A 14,805-nucleotide genomic window follows, 5' to 3' on the forward strand; every position below is an offset into this window, starting at 1 on the left:
GCTACCTAACGATAGTTAGGTAGGTTTTTTACCCTACCTCACAGGCCCGACCATGACCTCCAAATTGCGACTTTTCACCTCTCCTTCGGCATTTCCGAATCCTCAACGCCTGCGTTTGTTCATCCACGAAAAAGGCATTGCCGATCAGTTCGACGAAACCATTTATGACATGACGCCGGGTGGAGAGCAGCGTGGCTGGCGTCACCTGAACATGAACCCGTGGGGTGAAACACCGACCCTGGAACTGGCAGACGGCAGCTTCATTTCCGAGACGGCCGCTATCGCTCGCTATCTGGATCAGGCTTATCCGGGCCGCAAGATCATGGGCGAGGGCGCCCTGGAGCAGGGCCTCGATAACATGTGGGATAACCGCATCTGGGTGCATATCCTCTACCGGATCGTTACGGCCTTTCACGTGCTGCACACCGGCCTCGGCTTCAAGCTTGAACTGACCAAGAACGAAGCATGGGGCGAGCATTGCCGCAAAGAGGCGCTGAGCCATGCGGCATTGGTCAATCGTCATCTGTCCGATGGCCGCGAGTGGCTGCTGGGCGGCGATGCGCCAACGTTCGCGGACATCACGCTTGCAACCGCCATTGCCTTCTCCAAGTTCCCGGTCAACGCCACGCCACTGGATGAGCGTTTCGAGTTCCTGGATCTGTACTGGCAGCGCTGGCAGAAGCGTCCGGCTTTCCAGGCCGCTTATGCTGATCGCAGCAGTGGAATTCCTGAGCTGAACTCGCCGGCCGAATGATTGAGCGGTTGTACGCGCACCTTATCGCCGGGAACGTCAAGCAGGATGTTCCCGGCGATAGCCGTTGCAGCTTGGGAGAAACCGACGATGGCCCTTTAGCAGCGTATGACCGCTGCCATGCCCACACCGTCTTTCTACCTAACAAAAGGCAGGTTTTTGAATTAGCATGTGTTGGTTTCCAGAAACGCGTCCGAAGTACAAGGCACTACGATGACCATCAACGCCCGTGAGGCGATTCTGCTTGCTGCAAGAAACATTGCCCAGTCCCAGGGCTACAACGGCCTGAACTTTCGCGATCTGGCCGCCCAGGTCGGAATCAAGCCGGCCAGTATTTACTACCACTTCCCCAGCAAGGCTGATCTGGGTGTCGCGGTTGCCAGGCGATACTGGCAGGACGGTGCCGCTGCACTCGAGACGATCTGCGAAGAAACCCCCGATCCCGGCGAAGCGTTACAGCGTTTCCCGGAAATTTTCCGGCGTTCGCTGGAAGTTGAAAACCGCCTTTGCCTGGGCACTTTCGTCGGTGCTGAAACCGACAACCTGCCGCCGGAGATGACCGAGGAAATGCAGCTATTCGCCCAGGTCAACATTGCCTGGCTGAGCAAGCTTCTGGTGGCTGCGAAGGTTTGCGCGCCCTCGGACAGCGAGGTGCGGGCGCAGGCCATTTTTTCCGCTGTGGCGGGCGCTCAACTGGTGGCCAGAAGCAGGTCGGATATTTCCCTTTTTGACACGTTGATCGACACCTATCGTGCCTGTGGGCCGCTTCCGGCCTAGAGGCCCGCCGCTCTGCGTGCATCAGGCGAGAGGCTGATTAACTGCCGCGCCCCTCGTAGCCTCGAGGATCCGCCCGGCATCCTGGGCCGGCGGAAGTCCGAACACCCTCGAATAATCCCGACTGAATTGCGTGGCGCTTTCATAGCCCACCTCGAAGGCTGCCGCCATGACACTTTTGGCGTTGGCCACCATCAGCGTTCTGGCGTGCAGCAGACGTACCCGCTTCTGGTACTGCAAAGGGCTCAGGTTGGTCACGGCCTTGAAGTGGCGATGAAACGCCGAAACGCTCATCGACGCGCGTTCCGCCAGGCGCTCCACGCCTAACGGCTCAGCGAAGTCGCGGCGGATCCACTGGATCGACATGTTGACTCTGGCCATCGCAGTATCCGGTGCGGCGATCTCGCGGAGCATCCAGCCATGAGGCCCTTGAAGTACCCGGAAGATAATCTCCCGTTCGTAGACCGGCGCCAGCGCGGCGATGGCGTCCGGGTCGCCCATCAGGCGCAGCATTCGCACCCACGCATCCATCAGTTCGGTGGTCATCGGCGCCACTGAAAACCCGGGCCTGTTCTCGAGGCGGCTGGCAGGTTTGGGCAAGTCGGCGAACAGTGTGGATAACACCGCAGGATCCAGCGTCAGGCTGACCGCCAGATAGGGTTCTCCGGACCTGGCGGGGTGTACCGAGCCCACGGCAGGCAGGTCGATGGACATGACGAAGTAGGTCGCCGGGTCATATTCGAGCGTGCTGTCACCGACGGTCATGTGCTTGCTGCCTTGCAGGATCACATTAATCATCGGGTCGTAGACCGCTGCCAGCATATGCTCGGGGATTTTGCCTTGAACCATGGCCACACGAGGTATGCCTGTTTCAGTACGGCGATTTTCAGCCTTGGCCGCGAGCAGCCGCAGTTCATCGAGTTGATTGTCCATGCTTCGCATGCTGAGGGCTGGGCATGGCGCCGTGCAAGCGAAAAGCAGAAACAGGCAGGTTTCGAGCAGGAACGGGTACGCTCCCGGTGATGGCGCTGGGTACTGTGGAGACACATTCAAACCACAGAGGAACATCACATGGGCGTCATCGTAATCACTGGCGGCAGCCGTGGCATCGGCGCAAGTGCAGCCGAACACGTGGCTCGACGCGGGATGGGGGTCATCCTTACCTACAACGCCAACCCGGAGGCCGCCGCAACGGTGGTCGAGCGTATCGCGCAGGCCGGTGGCAAGGCAGTTGCGCTCAGGCTGGATGTCGCTGACGTCGGCAGCTTCGAGGCGTTTCGAGCGTCGGTGCGCTCCGTCCTGCAAGACGTCTGGGGCGTCGCAACACTGAGCGGTCTGGTCAACAACGCTGGTTACGGGCTGTTCAATCCGTTGGAGACGGTCAGCGAAGCGCAGTTCGATGGCCTGCTCAACGTGCATCTCAAAGGCCCTTTTTTCCTCACCCAGACATTGCTGCCGCTGATGGCGGAAAACGCCAGCATCGTCAACCTGACCAGTGCCACCACTCGCGTGGCCACTGCCGGTGTCGCTCCCTATGCGGCGTTCAAGGGCGGGCTTGAAGTCTTGACCCGCTATATGGCGGCCGAGTTTGCCGGTCGACGCATCCGGGCCAACGCTGTGTCGCCCGGCGCCATTCGTACCGAACTGGGCGGTGGGCTCAATGATGAGTTCGAGGCGATGCTGGCGGCGCAGACGGCCCTGGGCCGGGTTGGCGAGCCGCAGGATGTGGCACGCGTCATCGCCATGCTGCTGTCCGAAGAAGGCGGCTGGATCAATGCGCAGACTATCGAAGTCGCAGGCGGCTACAACATCTGAGGGCCACCCCATGCTCGATCATAGCGTTCTACGCGCACCAGCCGTTCTGTACCCCGATGGCTACAGCCCCGACTTCGTCTCGAAAAAAAGGCAGCACGTCCAATGAGCACACTTCTGATTTATGGCGCTACGGGCTACACCGGGCGTATGGCCGCAGAACGGGCCAGGACGCTCGGCCTGAAGGTAGAAATCGCCGGACGCAATCAGCAGCGCCTCGCCTCCCTCGCTGCGCAGCTGGACGTGAAATACCGGGTTTTCGATGCCGACCAGGCCGAGGGTTTTTTGTCCGGCATCTCGGTGTTGCTCAACTTCGCAGGGCCATTTGTGCAGACCGCCGAGCCGTTGATGCGCGCCTGTATCAAGGCCGGTGTCGACTACCTCGACATCACCGCCGAGATCAACGTTTACCGGCTGGCCGAAAGGCTGGGCGCTGAAGCGGCGGCAAGTCAGGTCATGCTGTTGCCGGGTGTCGGTTGGGATGTCGTGCCTACCGATTCGCTGGCCGTGCAGGTTGCCGGGCGCGTGCAGGGGCCAACGGCGCTGAACATGGCGCTGCAGGTGCCAGGGTCGATGTCCCGCGGGTCTGCCATGAGTGTCAGCGAAATCATCGGTGCAGGCGTGCTCGCCAGAATCGATGGCGAACTTGTTGCAATGCCGGATGCCGAGCCGCGTCATTTTGATTTTGGTCAGGGCCCGGTCCTTTGCGTACCGTTGTCATTCGGTGATCTGGTCACCGCCTGGCATTCGACCGGCATCCGCAACATTGCAATGTTCGTGCATATCGCCGGGGACGCGTTCCCGCAAGGCGATCTGTCACAACTGCCTGATGGCCCGACGCCCGAGCAAAGGGAGGCGCATCGGGCGCGTGCAGTGGTTGAAGTGACCGATGCGAAGGGCGCGATCGCACGTTCCATGATCGAGACCGTGAACGGCTATACCTATACGCCGCTGGCGGCCGTAGAGGCTGCGCGTCGCGTGCTCGACGGCGAACGGCTGCCGGGTTTTGTCACACCGGCCAAGGTCTTCGGTGGCGGGTTCGCCGAGAGCATTGCCGGTACGCTCGTGACTGACATGTAACAACTGGGGCGACGGCTCACGACACGGCCGTCAATTCATCTGCGGGCGTCCTGAATCTTGCAGCGTCCCGCGCCGGAGGCAGGCCGAACAGCCGCGCGTACTCCCGGTTGAATTGCGAAGCGCTTTCGTACCCTACGGCATAAGCGATGGAGGTCGCATCCAGTGTGTCGAAGAGCAGCAACCAGCGCGCCTTCAACAGGCGCAGGCGCTTCTGATATTGAATCGGGCTCATCGCTGTGACGGATTTGAAGTGCCTGTAAAAGGCAGCAACACTCATGTCGGCCATCTGCGCGAGCGGTTCGACGCGAAAGGGCTCGGTGTAGTGCTCACCAATCCACTGGGTGACGCGGCGGATCTGCGTCAGTCGGCCATCCGGGCGTGCAACGTCACGAAGAATGCCACCCAGTGGTCCCTGCAAGGCCCGGAACAGAATCTCCCGTTCGATCATGGGCGCGAGGATTGCGGCTTCGTGCGGGCGGTCCATGAGTCGCAGCATGCGCAACCACGCATCGATCATTTCATCTGGCGCGATGACGCCCTCGAAGCAGGCGTTCTGGGGCGCTTCAGGTGCTCTGCCTTCGGCCATCAGCAGCGTGGCGATTACTTCCGGATCGAGGGTCAGGCTGACCGCAAGATAAGGTTTGTCCGGCGTGTCGGCGTGAATCTGCCCCGTCGCAGGCACATCGACAGGCACCAGAAAGTAGTTCCCCGCGGTGTATCTGGACGCATCTTCGCCGATCGACAGGGTCTTGGTGCCTTGAAGCACCAAGTGCAGCATCGGCTGATAGACCTGATCCGCACAGGCCTCGGCCCGGACCATGGACACACGAGGCAACCCGGTGTCGGTCCACTTGTCCTGTGCGCGCATCACGATGCAGCGCAGTTCTGCCAATGATTTCTCCATACAGGCCACCGTGGGCCATATCCCGAGGCATGGCAAGCAACTTGAGAGGAACAGGCAAGGATCTGCGACTAACCGGCAAACGTTGTGCTCCTCGATGGCCGAATACTGATGACACGCGGCTGGTTGCCTGGCGGTCATTCATGATCCGATTGCAACGAGGCCTCATACCACATCACTTGAAGAAGGCCGGTTTATGAAACTCGAAGGAAAGATAGCGGTTGTCACGGGGGCGTCCAAAGGCATAGGTGCCGGGATCGCCAAAGCACTGGGCGCCGAGGGCGCGACCGTCATCGTCAACTACGCTTCCGGCAAGGCGGATGCGGACGCCGTCGTCGCCTGGATCGCAGAGCACGGCGGCTCCGCGTTTGCGGTACAGGCAGACATGAGCCAGTCAGCAGACGTGATACGCCTGTTCGAAACGGTCGGCACGAAGTACGGCGCTCTGGACATTCTGGTCAACAATGCGGGTGTCGCTGTGTTCCAGATGATCGACGACCTGACTGAAGAGGCTTTCCACACGCAATTCAACCTGAACGTGCTGGGCTACCTGCTTGCAGTGCGAGAGGCCGTCAAATTGTTGGGGCCGACCGGCAGCATCATCAATATCAGCTCGATTCTCAGCACCGACCCTTACCTGGCGTCGAGCGTGTACGCGGCGACCAAGGGCGCGGTCGATACCTTGACCTTCGCGCTGGCCAGAGAGCTGGGCGCGCGGGGCATCAGGGTCAACTCGATCCTGCCGGGGCACACCAACACCCCGGCAACCCATGGGCATTTTGCCGGTGAGTTAGGTGAGAAGATTCTGGCTGGAACACCCTTGGGTCGTTTTGGAGAGCCCGAAGATATCGCCCCCTTGGCTGTGTTTCTGGCGTCGCAGGACTCGCACTGGGTCACCGGCGAATCCATCCGCGCTTCGGGCGGGGTCAGGGGCGTCGGTTACTGACGCTATCGGTTGAACCAAGGATGCGCATGGACCGGAGAGGGCGCTTTGGCAACTTACCATTCCATCCCGACCCATGCCATTTACTCCGGCAAGCGAAACTGCTTGCGCAAGCTCTTATCGAACGCCCCGGCAGGTGCGAAGCGCCGTAGCAGGCTGATTTGTCGGGCGGTCTTGCCGGCGGTGTATCGATGCCGGGGACGAACATCGCTCGCCGCTTTCAGCACCACCGCTGCGACAACCTCGGGCAAGTCGGCTGTCGGCATGACATCGGCGAGCAATGCACGGACCCCGGCTCGCGCCTGATCGTACGCCTGCAACTGCGAGTCCGGCTCGATGCCATTTTGATCGAAGACGGTGCGTACGTAGGCCGGCTCAATGACCGAGACCCGGACGTTGAAGGCGCGAATTTCGTGATCGAGCGATTCCGAATAGCCTTCCAGGGCGTGTTTGACCGCCGAATAATGCGCCGAGTAGGGCGCCGGTATCAGCCCCAGAACCGAGCCGATATTGATAATGCGCCCCTGACCTCGTTGGCGCATCGACGGCAATACCGCGTTGGTCATGCGCATGACGCCAAACAGATTGACGTCGAACAGGGCCTGCACTTGCGGGATCGAGAACTCCTCGGCGCCGCCCAGCATGCCGATGCCGGCATTATTGACCAGCAGGTCGATACGCCCGGTTTGCGCGAGGACGGCAGCAACGAGCGCGCGGACAGAATCGTCAGCCGTGACATTGCAGGTCAGCATGGAGACCTGTGCATCACTGTCACCGATTTTGCGGCTCGTGCCAAACACGGTATACCCGGCGCGCGCCAGCGCCTCGGCGGTGGCGCGACCGATGCCCGATGATGCACCCGTGACGATGGCGGTTCTTTTGGAAGAGGTGTTCATTCGATACTCCAATGCTCAACAGGCGCGTGCCTGAAGGGTGGCTGGGCGGGGCTTTAATAAGCGCTTACTTGATCTTCACGACGACCTTGCCTTTGGCGCGGCCCTGACCCAGGTATTCAAGCCCTTCGCGGGCCTGTTCAAACGCAAAGACCCTGTCAATCACCGGTGTTATCTGGCCACGTTCAAGCAACCTGGCAATCTCGCCAAGTTGAGCGCCATCCGCGCGAACAAACAGAAACGAGTACGACACATTCTTCTTTCTGGCCAGACGCGTGATCCTGCGGCTCATCAACCCGAATACGAAGGTGAAGAACGCATTCATCCGCCGAGCCTTGGCGAATGACGCATCCAGCGGACCGACCAGTGATACGATCCTGCCGCCGGGCTTGAGGATGCCGACAGCTCTTGCAAGGTCGTCTCCCCGGGTGGTGCCGAGGACCAGGTCAACGTCGTGCAGCAACTGTTCGAATGCCTGCTCTTGGTAATTCACGACTTCATCTGCGCCCAGGCTGCGAACCAGCGCCATATTTCCTGTGCTGGTGGTCGTGGCCACTTCGGCGCCCAGGTGTTTGGCCAGCTGGATGGCGAAGGTGCCGATACCTCCAGCCCCGGCCGGTATGAACACTTTCTGGCCCGATTGAAGAGAGGCGCGCTCCTTGAATGCCTGCCACGACGTAAGCCCGACCATCGGAATGGAGGCTGCCTGAACAAAGTCCAGATTGGCGGGCTTCCGGGCGGCAGCGTGTTCCGGCACGGCGGCGAACTCGGCGATTGCGCCGCCACCCAGCTCGAACAGGCTCGCGAATACCGTGTCGCCTGCCTTGAATCGAGTGACTGCGCTGCCCACCTGAATGACCACGCCTGCCAGATCGCTGCCCATGATGGCCGGTAGTTGCAGCTTCACCACAGTCTTGAAAGCACCCGTAGTGATCATGTTGTCGATCGGGTTCAACCCGGCCGCGTGAACTTCCACCAACAGTTCATCAGGTTTGATGGCCGGTATGGGAACGTGGGTAATCGCAATCTCCGGCGATTTGCCGTAGTTCTCGAATGTCAGTGCTTTCATGACGCTCTGATTCCAGTGTCGTCGAACAAGGATGGACGCCTGCCACGGCTTGATCCGCTTCAGGCTTGCGGGCGATAGCGCTCGGCTGCCTGGGCCTGTCGAATGTCCGACAACAGCCCTTGTCGCGCCTCATCCAGCGAGTCCCAACGACCCGCCACATGCAGCGGCGGAATGGTCACCTGTTCGCGGCGGTCGTAGCCCACCAGTGCCGCATCAACCAGTTCGTCGACGTCCATCACCTCTGCAATAGTGTTCAGATCGATTCCCGCGCGCTCCCAGATTTCGGTACGGGTGGCCGCCGGGAGCACCGCCTGGACGTATACGCCCTTGGGCGCCAGTTCCACGTTCATTCCCTGGGAAAGGAACAGCACATAGGCCTTGGTCGCACCGTAGACCGACATGCCGAACTCTGGCGCAAGGCCCACCACCGATCCGAGGTTGACGATCGAGCCTGAGCCGGACTGCGCGAAACGCGGGGCCACGGCGGCCGCAAGGCGTGTCAGGGCGACGATATTGAGTGCGACAAGCTTGTCGATGGACTCGGCGTTCTGTTGAACGAACCCTCCGGATTGAGCAATGCCAGCGTTGTTGATCAGCACATCGATGTTGGTGTCCTCACGCAGACGGGTTTCCAGAGCCGTGAGGTCGGCAGATCGAGTCAAGTCAGCCTGAATGACTTCAACGGCAACGCCGTTTTCTTCACGAAGGCGCGCCGCCAGGGCATCAAGACGTGCCTTGTCACGAGCGACTGTCACGAGATTGTGACCGCGACGGGCAAATCGTTCGGCATATACCGCGCCGATGCCGCTGGAGGCACCGGTAATGAGAACAGTGGATGGCGTTGTCATGGAGGATGTACTCGTAAAGTGCGTTGAGGAAGTCGCACTTATGATTACGATCGAAATCTAAAATGTCAACGTATTGATGTTGATCGACATCAAAAACGCTCGATGCCGATCGAGCGCAGTTTTCGGAAGGGGATGTGGAGAGCATCATCGGAAGACGTCCTGGCAAATTGCATGCACACCGTCGAAACCGCTTCTGCGCAAGCGCAGTCACGACGGCGGTTGTGTGTCGATCAGGTGGAGTCAGTACGCCTGTTTTCAGTCTGACGGCGTAAGCACGGAGCGTTTCACCAACTGGAATATCGACTCCGCAGAGGGAATAGGGAATTGATCCGCCTTTCTGTCGATTATCAGGGACGCGTAACCATGTGCGGTGCTCCAGGCGAGGAAGGTGCGCTGTTCAAGCAGTTCCGGCTCGGGCTCGCTACCGTATTTCGCTACCCAGGCGTTGCGTATCGACTGGCGGAGCACTTGCAGCGTACGTTCACCCGATTTAAGCAGCCTTGGTAACGTGCGGTTTACACCCGCGCCAAACATCAATCGGAAGTGCTCCGGGTAACTTTTGGCGAAACTTACATAACCAATGCCGCAACCCAGGAGGGTGTCGTCAAGTTCCTGTTGGACGGCAATGATGACGTCGGCCATGCGCTCATATCCATCGGCCACCACCTCTGCCAGCAGATTTTCCAGAGAGCCGAAATGGTGAGCGGGAGCGGCGTGAGAGACATTCGCCCGTCTGGCGCACTCGCGCAGTGACATCCCGCGCACTCCCGATTCACCCACGATATCCCAGGCGGCCTGACGCAGAACGGCAGGCAGATTGCCGTGGTGGTAGGTCCGCGGGGTGTCTGAAGTCGACATGTAAGGCTCCCTATCATGAAACAAAAGTTATATTCCCGTCGGCTCAGCCTATCTTGTCAGTGACAAGATAGGCTGTTCTAATGGTGCCAGATCATCTGACGGGTGTGGGGAATACCGATGAGCGACATCATCAAGAGGCTTCGACTATTGACGCTGCGCGGCACGTTCACGCTGATCAGCCGTATTCTACCGGGCATCACTGGAAGATATCTCGCTCGACGTTTTGTGACTCCGCAGGCGTCCGGACGTGCCAAGGCTGCTGAAATTCTGAGTACAGCGACGGATGTGCAAACCGGTAGCCTTGAACTGGACGGCATCAGAATTGCCACCTATGTCTGGGGCGATCCCTCCAGCCAGCCGTATGTGTTGCTGGCCCACGGCTGGTCAAGTTACGCGATGCGGTTTATCGGATGGGTGCCGTTACTGCGCTCCATGGGCTACGCCGTGGTGGGGTTCGATCAGCCCGCGCACGGGTTGAGCGCGGGCAGCATCAGTCATATGACCCAGTTCGTGGCTGTGCAGCAGCACGTGGGACGCCATTTCGGAAAGCCTTCGGCGGTGATAGCGCATTCACTCGGCGCTTCATCGATTGTTTTCGCTCAGGAACAGTCGTGGCGCCCCGAGCGTTTTATCCTGATTGCGCCGCTCCTGGCACCTACGGACAGCGTATTTCAACAGTTCGATTCAGTCGGTGTTGCCCACAAAGTATTCAAACCTTTCGAGGCCGTCCTGCATTCGCTGACCGGTCGCCGCTTTGCAGACTACGACGCCACTTCGCGACTGCCGCTGCTTGATCGTCCCGCCCTGATCATTCATGACCGCCGTGACCGCGAAACACCGTGGGAAAAGGGCGCTCGTTTTGCAGAACTATGGCCGGGGGCGCGTCTGTTTACCACTGAAGGGCTTGGCCACAATCGGTTGATTGATCATCCATCGGTGATAGACGAAGTGATGAAGTTTCTGAAACCGGATCATCGTTAACGGCATCCGCAACGGATGGCCTTTCCAACGATTCCACTCTAAAGCGTCTACACGCAGCTTCATGAAATCCGTATGTGCCAGTTGGACCTGGCTCGTTTAATTGCAAGATGAATAACGGAAGCCAGATGCGTTTCCGCTCATCACGAGCTGAGCTTCTTTTAAAAGTCCTGACGTAGCCGGACAGGCGGGTCAGCGTCTTCAGAAGCTGGAGGCCGCTATGGGTTTTAATAATTTTTCCGATGAATTGGCGGTGCTTGAAATCGTCCGCAGCGCCAACTTCGTTCGCCCTGGAAAGTTGACGTCTGGGCAAATTTATCTCGCGCTGATACGTCTTCAATCAGACGTTCCGGCGGCCGGGGATTTTATGGCCATGATTGATGAGCTGGTCAAAGAGGGACTGCTGGTTTCAGCCGCTGTGCTGGATCACGACATCTCGTTTCCCTATGTCCAGCACATTGTTCTTGGTGTTACCGAAACAGGTGCGGCCGTACTGGAAGACCGGCGTTTTCAGGCTGACCTTTTTTACATGTGTTCGACGGTGCCGTCCCAGCTACAGCGTCAGGAAAGAACTGACAGTCGCAACTGTCAGCCCAGGACTGACGAACCTCACTTGCCCTGCAGCTTATGCCGCGCATAAAGCACCGCCGTTCCGCCAGAGGCCGCACGGGCCTGTAGCTCGAACGTTTGTGGATAGCCTTTGATCAAATCGCTCAGTTTCTTGTAGCCATGGGTACGAGGATCGAACTCCGGCCGCAGTTTGGTGATGTTCGTGCCAATGGCGCCCAAGGGTGCCCAGCCGTCTTCATCAGCAATATCGTCCATTATCTTTGCAATGAAGCCCACAGGGGCTTTGGGTTTCTTGCTCGGCTCGGTTGCCACCGATTTCACGTTGCTCGGTGTTGCAGCTGCATCCGGCGTAGAGTCTCCGGTGGCCGGTGTGGTGATCTCTTCACGAAGCAATTCGATGTAGATGAACTTGTCGCAGGCCGCCACGAAGGGTTTGGGTGTCTTTTCTTCGCCAAAGCCATAAACGGTCAGACCTTCCTCACGCAGGCGCGAGGCCAGGCGTGTGAAGTCACTGTCGCTGGACACCAGGCAGAACCCGTCGAAACGACGCGTGTAGAGCAAGTCCATCGCGTCGATGATCAATGAGCTGTCAGTCGCATTCTTGCCTTTGGTGTAGGCGAATTGCTGGATGGGCTGGATGGAGTAGTCGAGCAGAACTTTCTTCCAGCCGCCGAGCTGCGGGCCGGTCCAGTCACCATAGATGCGCTTGACGCTGGCCACGCCATATTTGGCGATCTCTTCGAAAAGACCTTCTACGATAGCTGCTGGCGCATTGTCGGCATCGATCAGCACCGCCAGGTGCTTTTGAGAACTGTTGGGGTTTTGGACGGCCATGGATCACCCTCGTACGAAAGCGTAACCATACCGCCAAAACGAGAGATTGGCGCTATTCCCCGATATTTATGCAAGGCAGGCCGCTGCCGAACGCTTCCCGGCAGCGGCCTTGGCACATCAGATCCTGAAACTGCCCACCAACTGCGTCAGTCGGGTGGACTGCTGTTCAAGGTCAGTGCACGCGCGCAGGGTCGCGTTCAGGTTCTCTACGCCTTGCTGGTTCAGCGTATTGATCTCGGTGATGTCCACGTTGATCGCTTCCACGACGGCGGTCTGCTCTTCGGTGGCGGCAGCGACCGACTGGTTCATGCCATCGATTTCGCCAATGCGTTCGGTCACGTGCTCAAGGCTTGCAACGGCCTTGTTGGCAATGCCGACCGTTTCAACGCTCTCGCGCTGGCTGTCGTTCATGATCGACACGGCTTCACGGGCACCGGATTGCAGTTGCTCGATCATCTCCTGCACCTGACTCGCCGATTCCTGCGTTCGGTGCGCCAGGCTGCGGACTTCGTCGGCAACCACGGCAAACCCTCTGCCGGCTTCACCTGCACGCGCGGCCTCGATGGCCGCATTCAGGGCCAGTAGATTGGTCTGCTGCGAGATGCCGGTAATCACGTCGAGGATCTGGCCGATGTTGGCTGTCTTGGTGTTCAGCGTTTCGATCTGCCCGCTTGCGCTGCTGATGCGCTTGGAAAGACGGCTCATGGCCTCGATGTTCTGCCCGACCACGTCCTGCCCGTCCGACGCCAGCGTTCGTGCATCGCTGGAGTGACCCGAGGCGCGCGCGGCATTCTGGGCGATCTCCTGCGTTGCGGCGCCCAGCTCATTGATGGCTGCGGCGACGCTGTTGGTGCGGTGTGACTGTTGATCGGAGTTAAGCATCGACGAGTTGGATGCATTCAGTACCCGCAGGGCAACTTCATTGAGCTGCACGGTGGAGGAGGCGACTTCACGCATCGAGTCATGGATTCGCTCTACAAAGAGGTTGAAACCATTGCCCAGATGCCCGAACTCGTCCTGGCTCTCGATGACCAGGCGCTTGGTCAGGTCACCTTCGCCGGCAGCGATATCGTGCATGGCGCGGCCCATCAGGTTCAGTGGGCGCAGCAGGACACTCAGGAGCATGCCCAGCAGCAGGATGATCAGCACCACAGCAATCACAGTGGCCACGATGGCCGAGTTTCTGAACTCGCCCAGGGCCGCGTAGGCGATGTCCTTATCCATTGCTACGCCGACGTACCAGTTGACCGAGGGCAGGCCGTCTACGTGAGCGAAGGTCAGGATCTGGGTCTTGCCGGCATACTCGCTTTCACTCAGGTCTTGCGACAGCCTGGGCGTGTTCGCCGGGTAGACTTCGGCCAGCGTCTTCATCACCAGTGAGGTGTCCGGATGGACCAGGATGCGGCCATTCGCGTCGACCAGAAACGCGTATCCGTCGCCGTGCAGCCGCAGCGAGCTGATCATCTTCACCAGGATTTCCAGGCTCAGGTCGCCGCCAATTACACCGGACACGCCGGAGTCTCCCTTGATCGGTGTGGCAAGGGTCACGACCAGGCCCTTGGTCACGGCGTCCAGATACGGCTCGGTCAGGATGGTTTTGCCGGCGCGAAGGGCATCGACATACCACGGTCGGGTTCTTGGGTCGTAGTCGGCCGACATGTCATCAGGCGGCTGGGTGACGAAGGAGCCATCGCTTCTGCCCTGGTAAATGCTCATGAAGGTGGCGATCAGCGTGGGTTGCCCGAGTACCCGATTCTGCTCTTGCGGGGACTGAGGCGAAGACGCGTTTTCCGCCAGGTTCTCTACCAGAAGAATTCGCCCTGAAAGCCAGTTACGGATATTGCCGGCGGTACTTTCGCTCGTCTGGTTAAGGTTCTCCTTGAGCTGCACGTGCAACGCATTGCGCTGCAGATAGTCGTTATAGAACGTGAATAGCGTGAATGCGGCGATCACCACAAGGGACGCCGCCAAGAGAATTTTATGGCTGAATTTTAAAGATTTTCTCATGCCGATATGAGCCTTTAGAGGGGTATTGCGCAAGGGGTCATAGGTAGTGGGTGGAGCAGGGGTGGTTATCGGCGGGAATCGGTGTTTATGAATGTCATGTGTCATATAAATGACAAAAGGCCTGATTTTTTCATCTTTCAGGCCCCAATCAGGCTGGCAGCTTCAGATGGCAGGGTGATTCAGGTCGAGGTACCACTGGGCATAGGGCGTGTTTATCACCTTGCGCCGATTGAAATCCTCGGTGCCATCGGTCCACCAGACTTCACCGCGCTCGCCCAGTGCAACTTTGGCCTTGTCGACACTGGCCCGAGCCGCCTTCAGGGCTGCGGGTTCTTCGGATGCCTTGGCGGCTTTCACTGCACGACGTGCAGCCATCAGCTCATCCACAAGGTGCTGGCGGACGTCGTCGCTCAAGGAGGGATTGGAGCACCGCCAGAGTTGCCCCTTGACCACGAAATACCGACCATCAGGCGTGGTCGGGTTCACC

16 protein-coding genes and 1 pseudogene are annotated in these 14,805 nt (G+C 59.2%); 7 read left to right on the forward strand and 10 right to left on the reverse strand.

Translation table 11 applies throughout. From position 1 onward, the window contains the following. Positions 1–52 precede the first annotated feature (52 nt). Together KBY02_RS05270 and KBY02_RS05275 are read left to right on the forward strand one after the other, a co-directional pair. Positions 53–754, forward strand: coding sequence for a glutathione S-transferase family protein (locus tag KBY02_RS05270; RefSeq protein ID WP_225649945.1), 702 nt, complete (start codon positions 53–55; stop codon positions 752–754). A 210-nt stretch (positions 755–964) separates the two neighbouring features. Further along, positions 965–1,528 carry a TetR/AcrR family transcriptional regulator gene (locus KBY02_RS05275; RefSeq protein ID WP_024639130.1) on the forward strand — a complete coding sequence of 188 codons (564 nt, stop codon included), beginning with the start codon at positions 965–967 and terminating at the stop codon, positions 1,526–1,528. Between the two features lie 21 nt (positions 1,529–1,549). Here the strand turns inward: KBY02_RS05275 and KBY02_RS05280 are convergent, their stop codons facing one another. Continuing rightward, complete coding sequence (locus tag KBY02_RS05280) at positions 1,550–2,458, reverse strand: AraC family transcriptional regulator (protein WP_024661056.1); 909 nt, start codon at positions 2,456–2,458, stop codon at positions 1,550–1,552. A gap of 138 nt (positions 2,459–2,596) precedes the next feature. On the opposite strand from KBY02_RS05280, the gene KBY02_RS05285 reads away from it, so the two are divergent. Beyond that, on the forward strand, positions 2,597–3,340 hold the full coding sequence (locus tag KBY02_RS05285; protein WP_096135418.1) for an SDR family NAD(P)-dependent oxidoreductase: 744 nt from the start codon (positions 2,597–2,599) through the stop codon (positions 3,338–3,340). A 102-nt stretch (positions 3,341–3,442) separates the two neighbouring features. Continuing rightward, on the forward strand, positions 3,443–4,417 hold the full coding sequence (locus KBY02_RS05290; protein ID WP_096135419.1) for a saccharopine dehydrogenase family protein: 975 nt from the start codon (positions 3,443–3,445) through the stop codon (positions 4,415–4,417). 16 nt (positions 4,418–4,433) lie between these two features. On the opposite strand, the gene KBY02_RS05295 is transcribed toward KBY02_RS05290, so the two are convergent. Continuing rightward, complete coding sequence (locus KBY02_RS05295; protein ID WP_024639132.1) at positions 4,434–5,321, reverse strand: AraC family transcriptional regulator; 888 nt, start codon at positions 5,319–5,321, stop codon at positions 4,434–4,436. Positions 5,322–5,514: 193 nt separating this feature from the next. On the opposite strand from KBY02_RS05295, the gene KBY02_RS05300 reads away from it, so the two are divergent. Further along, positions 5,515–6,264: an SDR family oxidoreductase gene (locus KBY02_RS05300; protein WP_003406431.1), complete on the forward strand. Its 750-nt coding sequence runs from the start codon at positions 5,515–5,517 to the stop codon at positions 6,262–6,264. 80 nt (positions 6,265–6,344) lie between these two features. Here the strand turns inward: KBY02_RS05300 and KBY02_RS05305 are convergent, their stop codons facing one another. The 4 genes from KBY02_RS05305 to KBY02_RS05320 all read right to left on the reverse strand — a co-directional run bounded on the left by KBY02_RS05305 (position 6,345) and on the right by KBY02_RS05320 (position 9,929). Continuing rightward, the gene (locus KBY02_RS05305; protein ID WP_011268502.1) at positions 6,345–7,157 is read right to left on the reverse strand and encodes an oxidoreductase; all 813 of its coding nucleotides are present in this window, start codon (positions 7,155–7,157) and stop codon (positions 6,345–6,347) included. A gap of 64 nt (positions 7,158–7,221) precedes the next feature. After that, the gene (locus KBY02_RS05310) at positions 7,222–8,223 is read right to left on the reverse strand and encodes an NADP-dependent oxidoreductase (protein WP_225649946.1); all 1,002 of its coding nucleotides are present in this window, start codon (positions 8,221–8,223) and stop codon (positions 7,222–7,224) included. Positions 8,224–8,282: 59 nt separating this feature from the next. Continuing rightward, positions 8,283–9,071, reverse strand: coding sequence for an SDR family NAD(P)-dependent oxidoreductase (locus KBY02_RS05315; RefSeq protein WP_011268500.1), 789 nt, complete (start codon positions 9,069–9,071; stop codon positions 8,283–8,285). Between the two features lie 255 nt (positions 9,072–9,326). Then, positions 9,327–9,929: a TetR/AcrR family transcriptional regulator gene (locus KBY02_RS05320; RefSeq protein ID WP_003406427.1), complete on the reverse strand. Its 603-nt coding sequence runs from the start codon at positions 9,927–9,929 to the stop codon at positions 9,327–9,329. Between the two features lie 117 nt (positions 9,930–10,046). Between KBY02_RS05320 and KBY02_RS05325 the strand changes: the two genes are divergently transcribed. Further along, positions 10,047–10,910: an alpha/beta hydrolase gene (locus KBY02_RS05325; RefSeq protein WP_003406426.1), complete on the forward strand. Its 864-nt coding sequence runs from the start codon at positions 10,047–10,049 to the stop codon at positions 10,908–10,910. A gap of 217 nt (positions 10,911–11,127) precedes the next feature. Continuing rightward, entirely contained in the window at positions 11,128–11,547 is a 420-nt protein-coding gene (locus KBY02_RS05330) for a hypothetical protein (protein ID WP_058398742.1), read from the forward strand. On the opposite strand, the gene KBY02_RS05335 is transcribed toward KBY02_RS05330, so the two are convergent. From KBY02_RS05335 to KBY02_RS05345, 4 genes and pseudogenes are all read right to left on the reverse strand, one after another. Next, positions 11,517–12,311, reverse strand: coding sequence for an NYN domain-containing protein (locus KBY02_RS05335; RefSeq protein ID WP_024639138.1), 795 nt, complete (start codon positions 12,309–12,311; stop codon positions 11,517–11,519). The genes KBY02_RS05330 and KBY02_RS05335 overlap by 31 nt on opposite strands. A 117-nt stretch (positions 12,312–12,428) precedes the next feature. Next, positions 12,429–13,268 (reverse strand): methyl-accepting chemotaxis protein, encoded by an 840-nt coding sequence (locus KBY02_RS26365; protein WP_371136436.1) that lies wholly within the window; start codon positions 13,266–13,268, stop codon positions 12,429–12,431. Between the two features lie 15 nt (positions 13,269–13,283). After that, a pseudogene (locus tag KBY02_RS26370) lies at positions 13,284–14,423 on the reverse strand (cache domain-containing protein); the annotation flags it as partial. 57 nt (positions 14,424–14,480) lie between these two features. After that, positions 14,481–14,804 (reverse strand): hypothetical protein, encoded by a 324-nt coding sequence (locus tag KBY02_RS05345; protein WP_096135420.1) that lies wholly within the window; start codon positions 14,802–14,804, stop codon positions 14,481–14,483. Position 14,805: the final 1 nt, after the last annotated feature.

The organism is Pseudomonas sp. P129, assembly GCF_020312195.1.
In the GTDB taxonomy this organism is placed as follows: domain Bacteria; phylum Pseudomonadota; class Gammaproteobacteria; order Pseudomonadales; family Pseudomonadaceae; genus Aquipseudomonas; species Aquipseudomonas fragariae.